Source organism: Microbacterium suwonense (genome assembly GCF_030296555.1).
GTDB lineage: Bacteria > Actinomycetota > Actinomycetes > Actinomycetales > Microbacteriaceae > Microbacterium > Microbacterium suwonense.
This window is the reverse complement of record NZ_AP027728.1, coordinates 2,092,381-2,104,897: the sequence shown is the minus strand read 5'-3', so window position 1 is coordinate 2,104,897 and position 12,517 is coordinate 2,092,381. Positions and strand designations below refer to the sequence as shown.

At 69.2% G+C, this 12,517-nt stretch carries 14 protein-coding genes and 1 pseudogene; 9 read left to right on the top strand and 6 right to left on the bottom strand.

What is annotated here, in order from left to right:
- Positions 1-4 precede the first annotated feature (4 nt).
- Positions 5-496: a hypothetical protein gene (locus tag QUE33_RS10530; protein ID WP_491562448.1), complete on the bottom strand. Its 492-nt coding sequence runs from the start codon at positions 494-496 to the stop codon at positions 5-7.
- Complete coding sequence (locus tag QUE33_RS10525) at positions 388-1,383, bottom strand: hypothetical protein (RefSeq protein WP_286299815.1); 996 nt, start codon at positions 1,381-1,383, stop codon at positions 388-390. Before QUE33_RS10525 ends, QUE33_RS10530 begins: the two co-directional genes overlap by 109 nt.
- Positions 1,384-1,428: 45 nt before the next feature.
- Here QUE33_RS10525 and QUE33_RS10520 point away from each other — a divergent pair, with 45 nt between their 5' ends.
- The 6 genes from QUE33_RS10520 (at position 1,429) to QUE33_RS10495 (ending at position 6,234) form a co-directional block, all read left to right on the top strand.
- The gene (locus QUE33_RS10520; RefSeq protein WP_286299813.1) at positions 1,429-2,397 is read left to right on the top strand and encodes a hypothetical protein; all 969 of its coding nucleotides are present in this window, start codon (positions 1,429-1,431) and stop codon (positions 2,395-2,397) included.
- Positions 2,397-2,567 (top strand): hypothetical protein, encoded by a 171-nt coding sequence (locus tag QUE33_RS10515; RefSeq protein WP_286299812.1) that lies wholly within the window; start codon positions 2,397-2,399, stop codon positions 2,565-2,567. The genes QUE33_RS10520 and QUE33_RS10515 overlap by 1 nt, the downstream gene beginning before the upstream one ends.
- Entirely contained in the window at positions 2,564-4,048 is a 1,485-nt protein-coding gene (gene eccCa / locus QUE33_RS10510) for a type VII secretion protein EccCa (protein ID WP_286299810.1), read from the top strand. Before QUE33_RS10515 ends, eccCa begins: the two co-directional genes overlap by 4 nt.
- Positions 3,982-5,463 carry a type VII secretion protein EccCb gene (gene eccCb, locus QUE33_RS10505; RefSeq protein WP_286303141.1) on the top strand — a complete coding sequence of 494 codons (1,482 nt, stop codon included), beginning with the start codon at positions 3,982-3,984 and terminating at the stop codon, positions 5,461-5,463. The genes eccCa and eccCb overlap by 67 nt, the downstream gene beginning before the upstream one ends.
- A gap of 152 nt (positions 5,464-5,615) precedes the next feature.
- Positions 5,616-5,927, top strand: coding sequence for a WXG100 family type VII secretion target (locus QUE33_RS10500; RefSeq protein WP_286299808.1), 312 nt, complete (start codon positions 5,616-5,618; stop codon positions 5,925-5,927).
- A gap of 19 nt (positions 5,928-5,946) precedes the next feature.
- Positions 5,947-6,234 (top strand): WXG100 family type VII secretion target, encoded by a 288-nt coding sequence (locus QUE33_RS10495; RefSeq protein ID WP_286299807.1) that lies wholly within the window; start codon positions 5,947-5,949, stop codon positions 6,232-6,234.
- A gap of 154 nt (positions 6,235-6,388) precedes the next feature.
- Here QUE33_RS10495 and QUE33_RS10490 read toward each other — a convergent pair whose 3' ends face one another.
- A complete protein-coding gene (locus QUE33_RS10490; protein WP_286299805.1) occupies positions 6,389-7,162 on the bottom strand; it encodes an IclR family transcriptional regulator in 774 nt (257 codons plus the stop codon).
- Between the two features lie 127 nt (positions 7,163-7,289).
- Between QUE33_RS10490 and QUE33_RS10485 the strand changes: the two genes are divergently transcribed.
- A complete protein-coding gene (locus QUE33_RS10485) occupies positions 7,290-7,844 on the top strand; it encodes a DJ-1/PfpI family protein (protein ID WP_286299803.1) in 555 nt (184 codons plus the stop codon).
- 22 nt (positions 7,845-7,866) lie between these two features.
- Here QUE33_RS10485 and QUE33_RS10480 read toward each other — a convergent pair whose 3' ends face one another.
- Both QUE33_RS10480 and QUE33_RS10475 read right to left on the bottom strand, forming a co-directional pair.
- The gene (locus tag QUE33_RS10480) at positions 7,867-8,325 is read right to left on the bottom strand and encodes a recombinase family protein (RefSeq protein ID WP_286299801.1); all 459 of its coding nucleotides are present in this window, start codon (positions 8,323-8,325) and stop codon (positions 7,867-7,869) included.
- Between the two features lie 46 nt (positions 8,326-8,371).
- Positions 8,372-8,566: pseudogene (locus QUE33_RS10475) on the bottom strand (malate dehydrogenase); the annotation flags it as partial.
- 109 nt (positions 8,567-8,675) lie between these two features.
- On the opposite strand from QUE33_RS10475, the gene ypfJ reads away from it, so the two are divergent.
- Together ypfJ and pip are read left to right on the top strand one after the other, a co-directional pair.
- Complete coding sequence (ypfJ, locus tag QUE33_RS10470; protein ID WP_286299799.1) at positions 8,676-9,548, top strand: KPN_02809 family neutral zinc metallopeptidase; 873 nt, start codon at positions 8,676-8,678, stop codon at positions 9,546-9,548.
- 97 nt (positions 9,549-9,645) lie between these two features.
- Entirely contained in the window at positions 9,646-10,611 is a 966-nt protein-coding gene (pip, locus tag QUE33_RS10465; protein ID WP_286299798.1) for a prolyl aminopeptidase, read from the top strand.
- 161 nt (positions 10,612-10,772) lie between these two features.
- On the opposite strand, the gene QUE33_RS10460 is transcribed toward pip, so the two are convergent.
- A complete protein-coding gene (locus tag QUE33_RS10460) occupies positions 10,773-12,458 on the bottom strand; it encodes an aldehyde dehydrogenase family protein (RefSeq protein ID WP_286299796.1) in 1,686 nt (561 codons plus the stop codon).
- Positions 12,459-12,517 lie beyond the last annotated feature (59 nt).

The following is a 12,517-nucleotide window of genomic DNA, read 5'->3' as shown; positions in this document are numbered from 1 at the left end:
AGCGTCATGCGAAGACCTCCAGAATCTGGCCGGCGATCCCCGAGCCATACACGAGCGCCGCCGGCGAGAAGGCCAGCAGCAGAGCTTCGATGATGTCGCCGGTGCGCGACCAGCCCAGTGACCGCCAGTCGCCGGCCAGCGGCACGGTCAGGCATCCGACGATCACTCCCGCGACCACCAGCGCCAGCGCGATGAGCAGGGCGCTGAACTGCAGCGTGACGATCACAGTGGTGGCGGCGAGCACGGTCATCAGTGCGCCGGTGATGAGCGCCGCACCCCGAGACAGCCCGTCGCGCACCTTTCTCGAGGTGAGGAGCAGATAGCATCCCACTCCCAGGATCCCGCCCTGCACGCACCATGCCTCTACTGTGCCGCCGCCCACCGTCGTCAGTGTGTACAGCGACGACAGCAGTGCGAGAGCGCACGCGGTGACGATGCCCGCTTCGGAGCGCCGTCGGGCGAGCAGGTACTGGCGGGCGGCGCGCTCCGCGTGCACGGGCGAAGGCTCGGAGGGGGACGGGCGCGGATGCCCTGGGCATCGCGGATGACGTACGGGGTGTCGATCAGATCCTCGGGATCGACCTCCAACGCCGCACCACGCATGTAGTGGAAGATCGGCGCAGCGCACGCGATCTGCACCGCAGTGATCGCCGCCGCCGAGACTTCGGCGAGGAATCCGGCGGCGTTCACCACTGCGAAGACTGACCACAGCACCGCGATCACCGCGGTGTCACCCGACGCCGCGCGTCCGTGCACGCGGGCGCGCGCGTGTCGAGCGCAGGCCACGGTGGCGCCGGCCACCATGCCCATCGCCATCATGGCGCCGGCGTCTGCGAAGCCGGAGAGGGCGAGGGCTCCGGCGGCTGCCGCGAGAGCGGGCGCGAGGTAGGCGACGTGGACGTTCTCGTCGCGCACGGGCTGCGCCAGCAGCGCGAACGAGCCGGCCAGCAGCACCGCTACCGACACCGAGACGGTCATCGGCGTCGGCGCGATGACCGTGCAGAGCACCAGCCCGAGCGCGAGGGCGAGGAGCAGCGACAGAATCGTCCAGCGCCCCCTCGAGCGCACGGCCGGCGATGTCGTGGCATCGGCCGCCGATCCGGCGGGTTCGGCCGGAGTCGACTCACGGTCGAACAGCCAGATCACCCCGCCATCGCCCGGGGCGACGGACACCTCGCTGTCCAGCTCGATCGCGGCGCCGGAGGTGGTGGTGCTCACATAGCGACGCAGATCGACGCCGCCCACGGTGAGCAGTTCGGCGACGGTCGAATCAGCGGGGACGACCAGGTCGTGGCGGCTGTGCGCATCCGCGACCGTGAGCCGAATTGTCTTCGCCGACATCTCCAGCCCCTTGACGATCCCTCCGGCGCGGCACCGGTTCATGCCCGCATCCTGCCACAATAGTATGCGACTCGAGGAGGGCCAGTCGTGAGCAGCACCAGCACCCGTCGTGCGCCGAAACCCCCGGCCGGCGGTCAACTCACCCTGCAGCAGGCACCTGAGCTGCCCAAGGCGGAGGGTGCGTCGAACACGCTGATGATGGCGCTGCCGATGGTCGGCAGTCTCGGGTCGGTCGCCGTGCTCTCGCTCACCCAGGGCGGCGACGCGACCCGCACCTACATCATGGGCGGCATGTTCCTGTTCATGGCGCTGTCGATGGTGGGCGGACAGATGTGGCGGCAGAAGTCGCAGCACGCCACGAACGTCGAGAACACCCGCCGCGAGTACCTCGCGTACCTGGCCGAGACGCGCGATGCGGTGCGCGAGGTCGCCTCGCGACAGCGGCGCTACGAGGAATGGACGCTGCCTGCGCCCGAGACACTGCCGTTCATCGTGGAGGAGGGCTCCAGGGTGTGGGAGCGCACGGCCGCAGCCCCGGAGTTCCTGGTGGCGCGGATCGGCACCGCCACCAGGCCCCTCGCGATGACCCTCGATGAGGCCCCCATCCCCGCCCTCGCACAGCTCGACCCGGTCAGCGCATCGGCGGCGCACCGCTTCGTGCTCACCCACGATGATGTGCCGGATCTGCCGTTCGGACTCGATCTGGCCACCTGCGCGCGGCTGGAGGTCACCGGCGACACCGTGCGTGCTCGCGGCCTGGTGCGCGCCCTGCTCGCGCACCTGGCGACCTTCGTCGCACCGGAGGATCTTCAGATCGCCGTCATCGCGTCCAGTGCGGATCTGCCGTACTGGGAGTGGGTGAAGTGGCTGCCCCACGCCCGGTCCGACAGCACGACGGATGCCGTGGGCGGCGCGCGCCGGATCGGCTCGTCGTGGGCGCAGATCGAACCGCTCCTGGCAGAGGTCGGGGCCCGCGGGCCGGCTGGAGGGCGCGGCACCGTCCCGCACATCCTGGTCGTCACCGACGGCACCGGGCTGCCCGAGGGAGTGCGCTGATGCAGGAAGGCGGCGTCGCCGGAGTGACCGTGGTCGACATCCCCCGCGAGTGGGCGGAGCTGACCGACTCCCTCACCACCCGTCTGGTCCTCGGCGCGGAGCAGGATTCCCGCGCCGGGCGGGACTCCCCGCGCAGCCGGGCGTCGACGACGAGCGGCGCCCGCAGGTGACGGTCGCCCGTCGCGGCGTCGGGACCGTGCAGGCGACGCCCGACTTCCTGGGCATCGCCTCCGCCGAGGCCGTGGCACGGCGGCTCACCGGGCTGGATGATTCGGCCCAGGACGAGGAGGCGGGCGGTGCGCGCACGATCTCTGCGGAGCTGACCGACCTGCTCGGTCTGCCGGACGTGCGCGATTTCGATCCGGCGACGGCCTGGAAGCCACGATCGGCCCGCGATCGGCTCCGCGTGCCGATCGGCCTGACGGCCACCGGTCAGCCGATGATCCTGGATATCAAGGAATCCGCGCAGCAGGGCATGGGCCCGCACGGCATGCTGATCGGCGCCACCGGATCGGGCAAGTCCGAGGTGCTGCGCACGCTGGTGCTGTCGCTGGCGATGACGCACTCATCCGAAGCGCTGAACTTCGTGCTGATCGACTTCAAGGGCGGTGCGACCTTCGCCGGCATGGCGGACATGCCGCACGTCTCGGCAGTGATCACCAACCTCGGTGACGACCTCACCCTGGTCGACCGCATGCAGGATGCGATCCAGGGCGAGATGACACGACGCCAGGAGCTGCTGCGCGACGCTGGCAACTTCGCCAACGTCACCGACTACGAGGCCGCTCGCAAGGGAGGACGCAGCGATCTGAAGCCGCTTCCCGCGTTGCTGATCGTCGCGGACGAGTTCTCGGAGCTGCTGGCGGCCAAGCCCGACTTCACCGAGCTGTTCGTCGCGATCGGCCGGCTGGGACGCTCCCTGCAGGTGCACCTGCTGCTGTCCACGCAGCGCCTGGAGGAGGGCAAGCTGCGCGGGCTCGAATCGCACCTTTCGTACCGGATCGGCCTGAAGACCTTCTCGGGCGCGGACTCGCGCGCGGTCATCGGCGTCCCCGACGCCTTCACGCTGCCCGGCGGCGGCGGTCACGGCATCCTGAAGTCGGATGCCGAGACCCTCACCCAGTTCCGCGCGGCGTACGTCTCGGCCCCGCCGAAGACGCGTAGGCGGCGTCCCGGCGCAACTGCGGATGCCGTCGAGGAGGAGCGGTCGATCCGCGCGATCGAAGCGCGGGCGTTCACCGCGGCGCCGGTGATCGTGCAGGAGGAGCAGCCGGAGCAGGAGCCGGTCGCCGAGGTCGCGGGTTCCGAGCCCGCGGAGAAGCGCGTGACCTTCGACATCGCCGTCTCGCTGATGAAGGGGCAGAGCATGCCCGCGCACCAGGTGTGGCTGCCGCCGCTGGACGTTCCGGCGACGTTCGACGAGCTGCTCGGCGATCTGGCCGAGGATCCGCAGCTCGGCCTGATCTCGCAGAGGTGGCGCCAGGCGGGTCCACTGACGATCCCGCTCGGCATCGTGGATCGTCCACTCGAGCAGCGCCGCGACAGCCTGGTGATGAGCCTGGTCGGCGCCGGGGGCACCTCGCCATCGTCGGCGGAGCGCGCAGCGGCAAGAGCACACTCGCGCGCAGCGTGCTCACCGGGATCGCGCTGACCCACACGCCGCACGAGGTGCAGTTCTACGTGATGGACTTCGGCGGGGGTACCTTCGTGCCGTTCGCGAAGATGGCGCATGTCGCCGGCGTGGCGGGGCGCAACCAGCCCGATGTGCTGCGCCGGATGTTCCAGGAGGTCGTCGGGATCGTCAACGCCCGGGAGCGGTACTTCACCGCCAACGGAATCGACTCCATCGAGACATACCGGCGGCTGCGGGCACAGGGCAAGGCCGATGACGGGTACGGCGACGTCTTTCTCATCATCGACGGCTGGCCGACCATCCGCGCCGAATTCGATGAGATGGAGTTCGAGATCCAGTCTCTCGCAGGCCGGGCGCTCACCTTCGGAGTGCATCTGGTGGCGACCACCACGCGCTGGATGGACTTCCGCACGGCGATCCGCGATGCCTTCGGCTCCAAGCTGGAGCTGCGACTGGGCGATACCAGCGACTCCGAGATCGACCGCAAGGTGGCCGCCAACGTTCCGCAGGGGCGGCCGGGCCGGGGCCTGGCACCGTCCAAGCACCACATGCTCACGGCGCTGCCGAGAGTGGACGGATCGGGCGATCCCGACACTCTGAGCGAGGGCGTGGAGGATCTGATCGACCGCGTCAACGCCGCCTGGAAGGGACCGCGCGGACCCAAGCTGCGGCTGCTGCCCGAGCTGCTCGAGCTGTCGGAGCTGCAGCAGCGCGCGGCGGGCACGCCGATGGAGAAGCAGGTTCTGCTCGGCGTGGACGAGGCCGAGCTCGCCCCGACGGCCTTCGACGTGCAGCGCAATCCGCACCTGTACCTGTTCGGCGACAGCCAATCGGGCAAGTCCAGCTTCCTGCGCGGGTTCGCGCGGGAGATCATGCGCACCCGGACGGCGAAGCAGGCGCAGTTCTTCGTGGTCGACTACCGACGCGCTCTGCTGTCGGAGATCCCCGAGGAGTACCTGGCGGGGTACTACACCACCGCGCAGCAGGCGGCCGAGGAGCTGGAGGGCCTTGCGGGCTACCTGCGCACCCGGCTGCCGGGCACCGACGTGACTCCCCAGCAGCTGCGCGATCGCTCGTGGTGGTCGGGTGCCGAGGTGTTCGTGCTGGTCGATGACTACGACCTGGTCAACACGCAGTCCGGAAACCCGGTCGCGGTGCTGCAGCCGCTGCTGGCGCAGGCGACGGATGTCGGACTGCATCTCACACTCACCCGCCGATCCGGTGGAGCATCGCGCGCGACCTTCGAGCCCGTGATGCAGACGCTGCGAGACCTCGCCGCGCCCGGCATCCTGCTGTCGGGGAATCCGGATGAGGGACCGCTGATCGGCAACGTCAAGGCGTCGCAGGCGGTGCCCGGTCGTGCCAAGGTCATCACCCGGGAGCGTGGCCTGCAGATCATGCAGCTGAGCTACTCACCGCCGTCCGAGCTGTGAGCCGTGGATGGGGAGGTCTGCGTGGGCAGAGCTACCCATAGGCATCGCTGAGCCGGATCCGTAAGGTGTTAGTTGTCGCCGGGCATCGGCGTCACGGCCCTCAGGGCTGAAGCAATCAGGGTGGACAAGCCCTCAGGACCCAGGAGGTGACCGTGGGCGGAGAAGTCTCTGCAGCGGATGGTGCCCTTCAGCGTGGCGCCAGCATCGTCAATCAGTCGAAGATCGACATCGTGACCGAACTGAACACGATTCAGAACCAGCTGTCCGGAATCGGGGCGGCGTGGACCGGCTCGGGGGCGACGGCTTTCCAGCAGACGTTCCAGGCATGGCAGGACAAGTCGCGTCGTATCACGAACGCCCTCGACCAGTTCGAGCAGAACCTGCGTGATTCGCAGTCGACCTACACGGCGACCGATGACACGTCGGCCCACTCGCACACCAATTTCATGGGCCGTCTCGGCTGAGACCGGAGGGAGATACATCATGGGTACTGGCTACAAGATGAAGTTCGGCGCCGTCGACATGGCGGGAAGCGACCTGGTCAAGGGCGCCGGAAACATCGCTACCAAGCTCAGCGAGATGGAGACCGCGCTCAAGCCGCTGCAGGCCGACTGGACCGGTGAGGCTTCGGAAGCCTACGTCCAGGCGAAGGCCAAGTGGAACCAGGCGCTGACCGAGATGAAGGTGCTTCTGCACGACATCGGACGTCAGGTCTCGCAGGACTCGGCCGATGGACAGGCCAACGAGACCCGCAACCGCAACCGCTGGTGAGGGTCGCGCACCGCTGACGCGGTGAACGCGATGCCGGCTGTCATCCTGATCGCTCAGGAGGGCAGCCGGCATTCGCATATGCGGGCTGAGCGGAGGTCGGGCCGGGCGACGGCTGCATCGCCCGCAGCTCACGTCGACGGCACACGCCGGTGGTTCACGCCGGCATGCTGCTGGAGACGTGCCAGGCGCCCCGGCGCACGATCTTCTCGAGCTCATGCGCGCGCGTGGTGAAGTCGTCGGTGCTCGTCGACAGCGACACGGCCCCGACGGTGCGACCGGACCGGGAGCGCACCGGTGCGGCGATGCAGGCCAGGTGCGGCATGTACTCGTCGACCTCCACGGCCACCTGCTGCGCGCGCACCTCGTCGAGCTGTGCGCGCAGGCCGGCCTCGCTGGTCACCGACCGCGGCCCGACGTGCGCCGCACCGTGACGCTCCAGATAGCGTCTCAATGCCGCGTCATCGCGTTCGGCGAGCATGATCTTGCCGAACGCGGTCACGTGAGCGGCCTCGGTGAATCCCACGTGCAGCTGCCCGATGCGCGGATGCTGCGGGGAATCGGCGACATGAGCCACGGCGATGTCGTCGCCGCGGAAGACCGTCAGATATGCCGGCGCGCGAGCGGCGCTGTGCATGCCGGTGAGGATGCCGCGCACCTCGGAGGTGGCGACCAGCTGCGTGCGCACCGCCCGCCCGAGATCGTCGACCGCCCGGCCGAGGATATACCGTGCGCCCTCGGTGCGCACCAGGTAGTCGCGCTCGGCAAGGGTGCCCAGCAGCCGGTAGATCGTCGCGTGGGACAGCGCGAGCCGTTCGGCGAGCTCCCCGGCCGTCAGCCCGTCGGGTGACGATCCGACGGCATCCAGCAGCTGCAGTGCACGGTCGGCCGAGCGGATCAGTCCCGCTTCCTCCGTGCCGACGATGGCCATGCTTCATGGTAGGCCGTTCCATCCGGCGCCGGCACGGGCGCTTCGGCACCGATTCGCACAGAGTGAGAACGACGCTGGCAACCGCATCCGATCCCGCGGATGCTGGGACTGGACGAGAGGAGCCATCATGGCCGAGAAGATCCTGATCATCACCGGCGACGCCGCCGAGACCCTCGAGGTGTACTACCCGTATCACCGGCTGCAGGAGGCCGGGTACGAGGTGCACATCGGAGCGCCCGAGAAGCGGAAGCTGCAGTTCGTCGTGCACGACTTCGTCGACGGATTCGACACCTACACCGAGAAGCCCGGGCACACCTGCGACGCGGATGTCGCACTCGCCGACGTCGACCCCGACGACTACGTCGCGGTCGTGGTGCCCGGCGGTCGCGCCCCGGAGTACCTGCGCAACAATGCCGACGCGCAGCGCCTCGTGCGACACTTCTTCGAGAAGAACGCGCCCGTGGCAGCCACCTGCCACGGGCCGCTGCTCCTGGCGGCATCCGGAGTGCTCGAAGGTCGCACCTCGTCGGCATACCCGGAGCTCGCGGTGGATGTCACCACCGCCGGCGGTGTCTTCGAGAACGGCGGTGCGGTCGTCGACGGCAACCTCGTCACCGCGCGGGCATGGCCCGACAACGGCACCTGGATGAAGGCGTTCCTCGAGGTGCTGCAGTCGGCATGAAGCCGCTGGCGGGCGCCGGCCGTCAGCGACCGGTGTCCGCCAGGTGCCTGGCGTCATGGCTGAGCACCTTGACCATGATCCCGCGGCGGCGCAGTTCGGCGACGGTGCGGGTCTCCTCGTCCAGGTCGCGTCCCAGCGCGTGGACGTTCGCCACGACCAGCACGTCGCCGCGCTGCAGCGTCTCGATCAGGCGGGCCAGTCGGTCGCCCCAGCTCTCCAGGATCTCGGGGGCCGGATGCCGGAAGCCCTCGATCGGCACGCCGAACCGGGTGAGGTCCTCGCGCTGCTGGGTGACCGACGGCATCCCCTCCCGCGACACGACCAGACCGACCAGGCGGGTGCCCTCGGGCCGTGCCGACCACCAGTCGTGATCGGCGTTGGCTAGACACTTCGGGCACGACGCGGCGGCGTGCGGCAGGTGCAGCGGGCTCGTCATGGCGATATCCGGACCGGGGTCGTTCGCATTCGTCACATCGCTCATGAGCGGCACCTCCGCCTCCATTCTGCCCGAGTCGGTGCCGATCGGCTCACAGCATCCCCAGTGCCCGCACCGCCGCTCGCTCCTCCGACAGCTCGGCGACCGAGGCGGCGATGCGCGCCCGGGCCCAGGCATCCGTCTCCAGGCCCTCCACGATGCGCCAGTGTCCGTCGACGCAGCGCACCGGGAACGACGAGATGAGCCCATCAGGTACGCCGTACTCGCCGTGCGAGACGACGCCGCCGGTCGCCGAGACCCCTCCTGGTTGTCGAAACCCCTCCTGAATCGCGCATTTCACGAGGGGTGTCGACGGTCATGAGGGTCTCGCGCGCTCCGCGGGGTACCTTTTCTGCATGACCTTCAATCCGAACGCCGACATCTCCGGCAACACCACCCGTCGTCGTGGCCGCGGCGCCGTGATCGCCGGCGGCGGCGTGGGAGTGGTCGCCATCCTCGCCCTCATCATCGGACCGATGCTCGGCGTCGATCTGTCCGGGCTGGTCGGGGGCGTGCCGGGCGGCGGCGACCAGCCGGCGGCGACCGGCGAGGACACGCTTGCGGACTGCAGGACCGGCACGGATGCCAACACCCGCGACGACTGCCGGATGGCCGGTGCCGAAATCATGCTCAACGACTACTGGGCCGACCACGTCGACGGCTACGTGAAGCCGAATATGACCGTCGTCGACGGGCAGACGCCCACGCAGTGCGGCACGGCCTCCAACGCCGTCGGGCCCTTCTACTGCCCGCCCGAGCAGGGTGTGTACATCGACCCGACCTTCTTCCAGCTCATGCAGCAGCAGTTCGGGGCTTCTGCCGGCGAGCTCGCGCAGCTGTACATCGTCGGGCACGAATGGGGCCACCACATCCAGAACCTCACCGGAGTGATGGACAGATACCCGAACAACGGCACCGGTCCCGAGAGCAACAGCGTGCGCACCGAGCTGCAGGCCGACTGCTACGCGGGCGCGTGGCTGGGTGATGCCACTGAGCTCACCGACGACAACGGCGTGCGATACCTGCAGCCGTACACCGAGGATCAGCTGGCGGATGCCGTGAACGCCGCCTACACCGTCGGCGACGACCACATTCAGGAGCAGTCCGGCTTCGTCAATCCGGAGAGCTTCACGCACGGCACCAGCGAGCAGCGCAAGTACTGGTTCGCGAATGGCTACAAGAACGGGCTGGGCGTCTGCGACACCTTCGCCCCCGGCGTGAAGCTCTAGGAGAGTACAGCTGAGGCCAGGCGGTTCTGCACCTGCACGTGCCGCTTTCGGGTTACGGTGAAGGAGCCCGACCACCGGGTACTCGGGGGAGTTGATCATGGAACTTGACGGACTGTATCCGCCTATAGAGCCGTACGAGACGGGTGATCTGCTCGTCGGGGACGGCAACCGCATCCACTGGGAGCAGAGCGGGAATCCCGACGGCAAGCCCGTCGTCTTCCTGCACGGCGGGCCCGGCGGCGGCACGTCGCCCTGGCAGCGGCGGTTCTTCGATCCCGAGGTCTACCGGATCGTGCTGTTCGACCAGCGCGGATGCGGTCGCAGCACCCCGCACGCCAGCGAGCCGGATGCCGACCTGCGCTTCAACACGACCTGGCACCTGGTCGCCGACATGGAGCTGCTGCGCAAGAACCTCGGCATCCAGACCTGGCAGGTTTTCGGGGGATCCTGGGGCAGCGCGCTCGCACTGGCGTACGCGCAATCGCATCCGGATGCCGTCAGCGAACTCGTGCTGCGCGGCATCTTCACCCTGCGCAGTCACGAGCTGGAGTGGTTCTACGAGGGCGGGGCCGCGGCACTGTTCCCGGACGTGTGGGCGGACTATGAGGCGGTGATCCCGCCGCTGGAGCGCGGCCGGATGATCGAGGCCTACCACCGTCGTCTCTTCGATCCCGACCCCGCCGTGCACGTGCCGGCCGCGGTCGCATGGACGAAGTGGGAGGTGTCGACGATCACGCTGCGACCGGATGCCGAGCTCGTCGCCGAGGCGACGGAAGCCGAGCACGCCACGGCTTTCGCGCGCATCGAGAACCACTACTTCGTCAACCGCGGCTGGCTCGACGAGGGCCAGCTGATCGCGAACGTCGGGGTGATCCGCGACATCCCCGCCGTCATCGTGCAGGGGCGCTATGACGCGTGCACGCCGATGATGACCGCCTGGGATCTGCACACCGCGTGGCCCGAGGCAGAGCTGGTGGTCGTCGACGATGCCGGCCACTCGGCATCCGAGCCGGGCATCGCCCGTGCGCTGCGCGCCGCCACCGACCGCTTCGCGCAGGCCTGACCCGTCAGAACCCGTCTATATGGCGCGGATGCCCGCGTGCACCGGCGTGTCGCGTGCACGAGCGCCAAATAGACGGGCGGGTCAGGCGCGCAGCGCCTTCAGGAGGGTCTTCATCAGGCCGATCACGCCGCCGCGGGCGCGGAAGCGCGTGAGGCCCTCGCTCACCGTGGCGCCGGTGCGGGCGGAGACGAACCACGGGGGCTTGGGCAGGATCGTGAACCGCCCGCCGCCGTTGGACACCGGCAGTGACCGCGGGAACGGCCGGAACGGGCCGCGCACCACCGAGCGCTCCACGCCGTCCAGCAGCAGCGCGTTGTGCACCACGCCGATGCCGCTGCCGACCTCGTCGATCGTGTTGCCGGGGAACGCCCCCAGGTGAGGGTCGGGATGATGAAACCGAACGCCGTCCACGCATTGATCGCGATCGACCCATAGCGCAGCTCGGCGATGGCCCGCTCGAACCCGGTCCCCAGCGAGCGCTCCGTCACCGGATCGATGAGCAGGTTCGCGCCGAGAGTGCCCTGCAGCTCGTCGTTCGCATGCGCGACGGCGGCATCCAGGAACGCCTGCCCGGTGCCCGGGAGCTGCACCACGCCCAGCACGGGCGCGAAGTACTCGGTGCTCTCGATCGCTGTGGCATCCTGCCCCGCGTCGAGCTCGACCAGCAGGCGGTCGGCGAGCACCAGCGCGTCAGGATAGTCCTCGCCCGCCTGCGCCATCCTCTGCGGCGACCCCGGGTACCAGATCGGGCGCTCGGGAGCAGTCGCGTAGGCGCGGCGCAGCGCCGCACGGAACTGCTCGGCCTGCGGCCAGTCGGATGACATGATCACAACCTGACCGGCGATGCAGTTGTGCCCGCAGTTCTGCAGTCGCATCGTCGCGATGTGCTCGGCCTGATGGGTCAGGTCGGCATCCGTCCACTCGCCGGGCACGACGATGATGGGTGAGACGCCGCCGAGCTCGGCGGTGATCGGCTTCTTCAGCTTCGGGCGGTTCTCGCGTCGCCGGCGTCTGGTCGCCGACGCCTGGGATGCCGTGCCCGACGGGCCCCACACGATCGCGTCGAAGGTGGCGGCCGAGCCGGTGATGTGCACGTGCACCAAGTCGGGATGGGCGGTCAGGTGCGCGCCCACCGCCGGACCGCCGCGCACGATGCGCAGGAACCCCGGTTCGATCAGCGGGGCCAGTGCGCGCTCGTACACCGGCACCAGTGCGTCCTGCGTGGGGTTGACCTTCAGCAACACCACGCGGTTGTGCGCGAGCAGCTCGTACATCACGTCGAGCACCGGGATCGAGGTGATGTTGCCGGCGCCCAGCACCAGCCCGACGCCACCGGATGCCGAGGGCGTCAGCTGCGCGAGACCGGCGGCCGCTCGCGCCGTGTTCGGCGTGATCCCCGGAGACAGCCACACCTCTCCGCTGAACCCGGACAGCAGGAACCTGTCGATGCCGGTGAGGGGGAAGGCGTCGATCCGGGTGCGCCCGCCGGGAGCCCGGCCGATGTTCACGCCGTCGAGCGCACTGCGCCCTTCGGTGAGCCTGCCTAGCGTGTCGGCGTAGGCGTCGATCGCACCGAGCACCGAATACGGGCCGCTCAGCCACTCCTCCCCGCGCAGCGGGTGCCCCGCGCGGAGCCGCTTGGAATCTGCGGCGGTGTTCGCCCAGTCATCGATGGTGGCGGTCACGCTCGTCCGCAGCGCTCGCAGCAGGGTCAGCCGTTGGGTGACGGTCAGGTTCGCCCAGCTGAGCGCACCCTGCTGCAGCACCGAGATGTCCGCATCGAGTGCGCTGCGTTCGAGGTCGTCGAGTCCGGCATCCGTCGTCGCGGTGGTGGGCTGAGTCATCATCGTCTCCTTCAGGGTGACACCCAGCCTATGACGCCGTGATACCCGGTTCCAGGGCGAGG

Coding starts and splice junctions, on each gene's coding strand:
- QUE33_RS10525 (WP_286299815.1), bottom strand. CDS start 1,383: ATGAACCGGTGCCGCGCCGGAGGGATCGTCAAGGGGCTGGAGATGTCG.
- QUE33_RS10515 (WP_286299812.1), top strand. CDS start 2,397: ATGCAGGAAGGCGGCGTCGCCGGAGTGACCGTGGTCGACATCCCCCGC.
- QUE33_RS10495 (WP_286299807.1), top strand. CDS start 5,947: ATGGGTACTGGCTACAAGATGAAGTTCGGCGCCGTCGACATGGCGGGA.
- QUE33_RS10490 (WP_286299805.1), bottom strand. CDS start 7,162: ATGGCCATCGTCGGCACGGAGGAAGCGGGACTGATCCGCTCGGCCGAC.
- QUE33_RS10485 (WP_286299803.1), top strand. CDS start 7,290: ATGGCCGAGAAGATCCTGATCATCACCGGCGACGCCGCCGAGACCCTC.
- QUE33_RS10480 (WP_286299801.1), bottom strand. CDS start 8,325: ATGAGCGATGTGACGAATGCGAACGACCCCGGTCCGGATATCGCCATG.
- ypfJ (WP_286299799.1), top strand. CDS start 8,676: ATGACCTTCAATCCGAACGCCGACATCTCCGGCAACACCACCCGTCGT.
- pip (WP_286299798.1), top strand. CDS start 9,646: ATGGAACTTGACGGACTGTATCCGCCTATAGAGCCGTACGAGACGGGT.
- QUE33_RS10460 (WP_286299796.1), bottom strand. CDS start 12,458: ATGATGACTCAGCCCACCACCGCGACGACGGATGCCGGACTCGACGAC.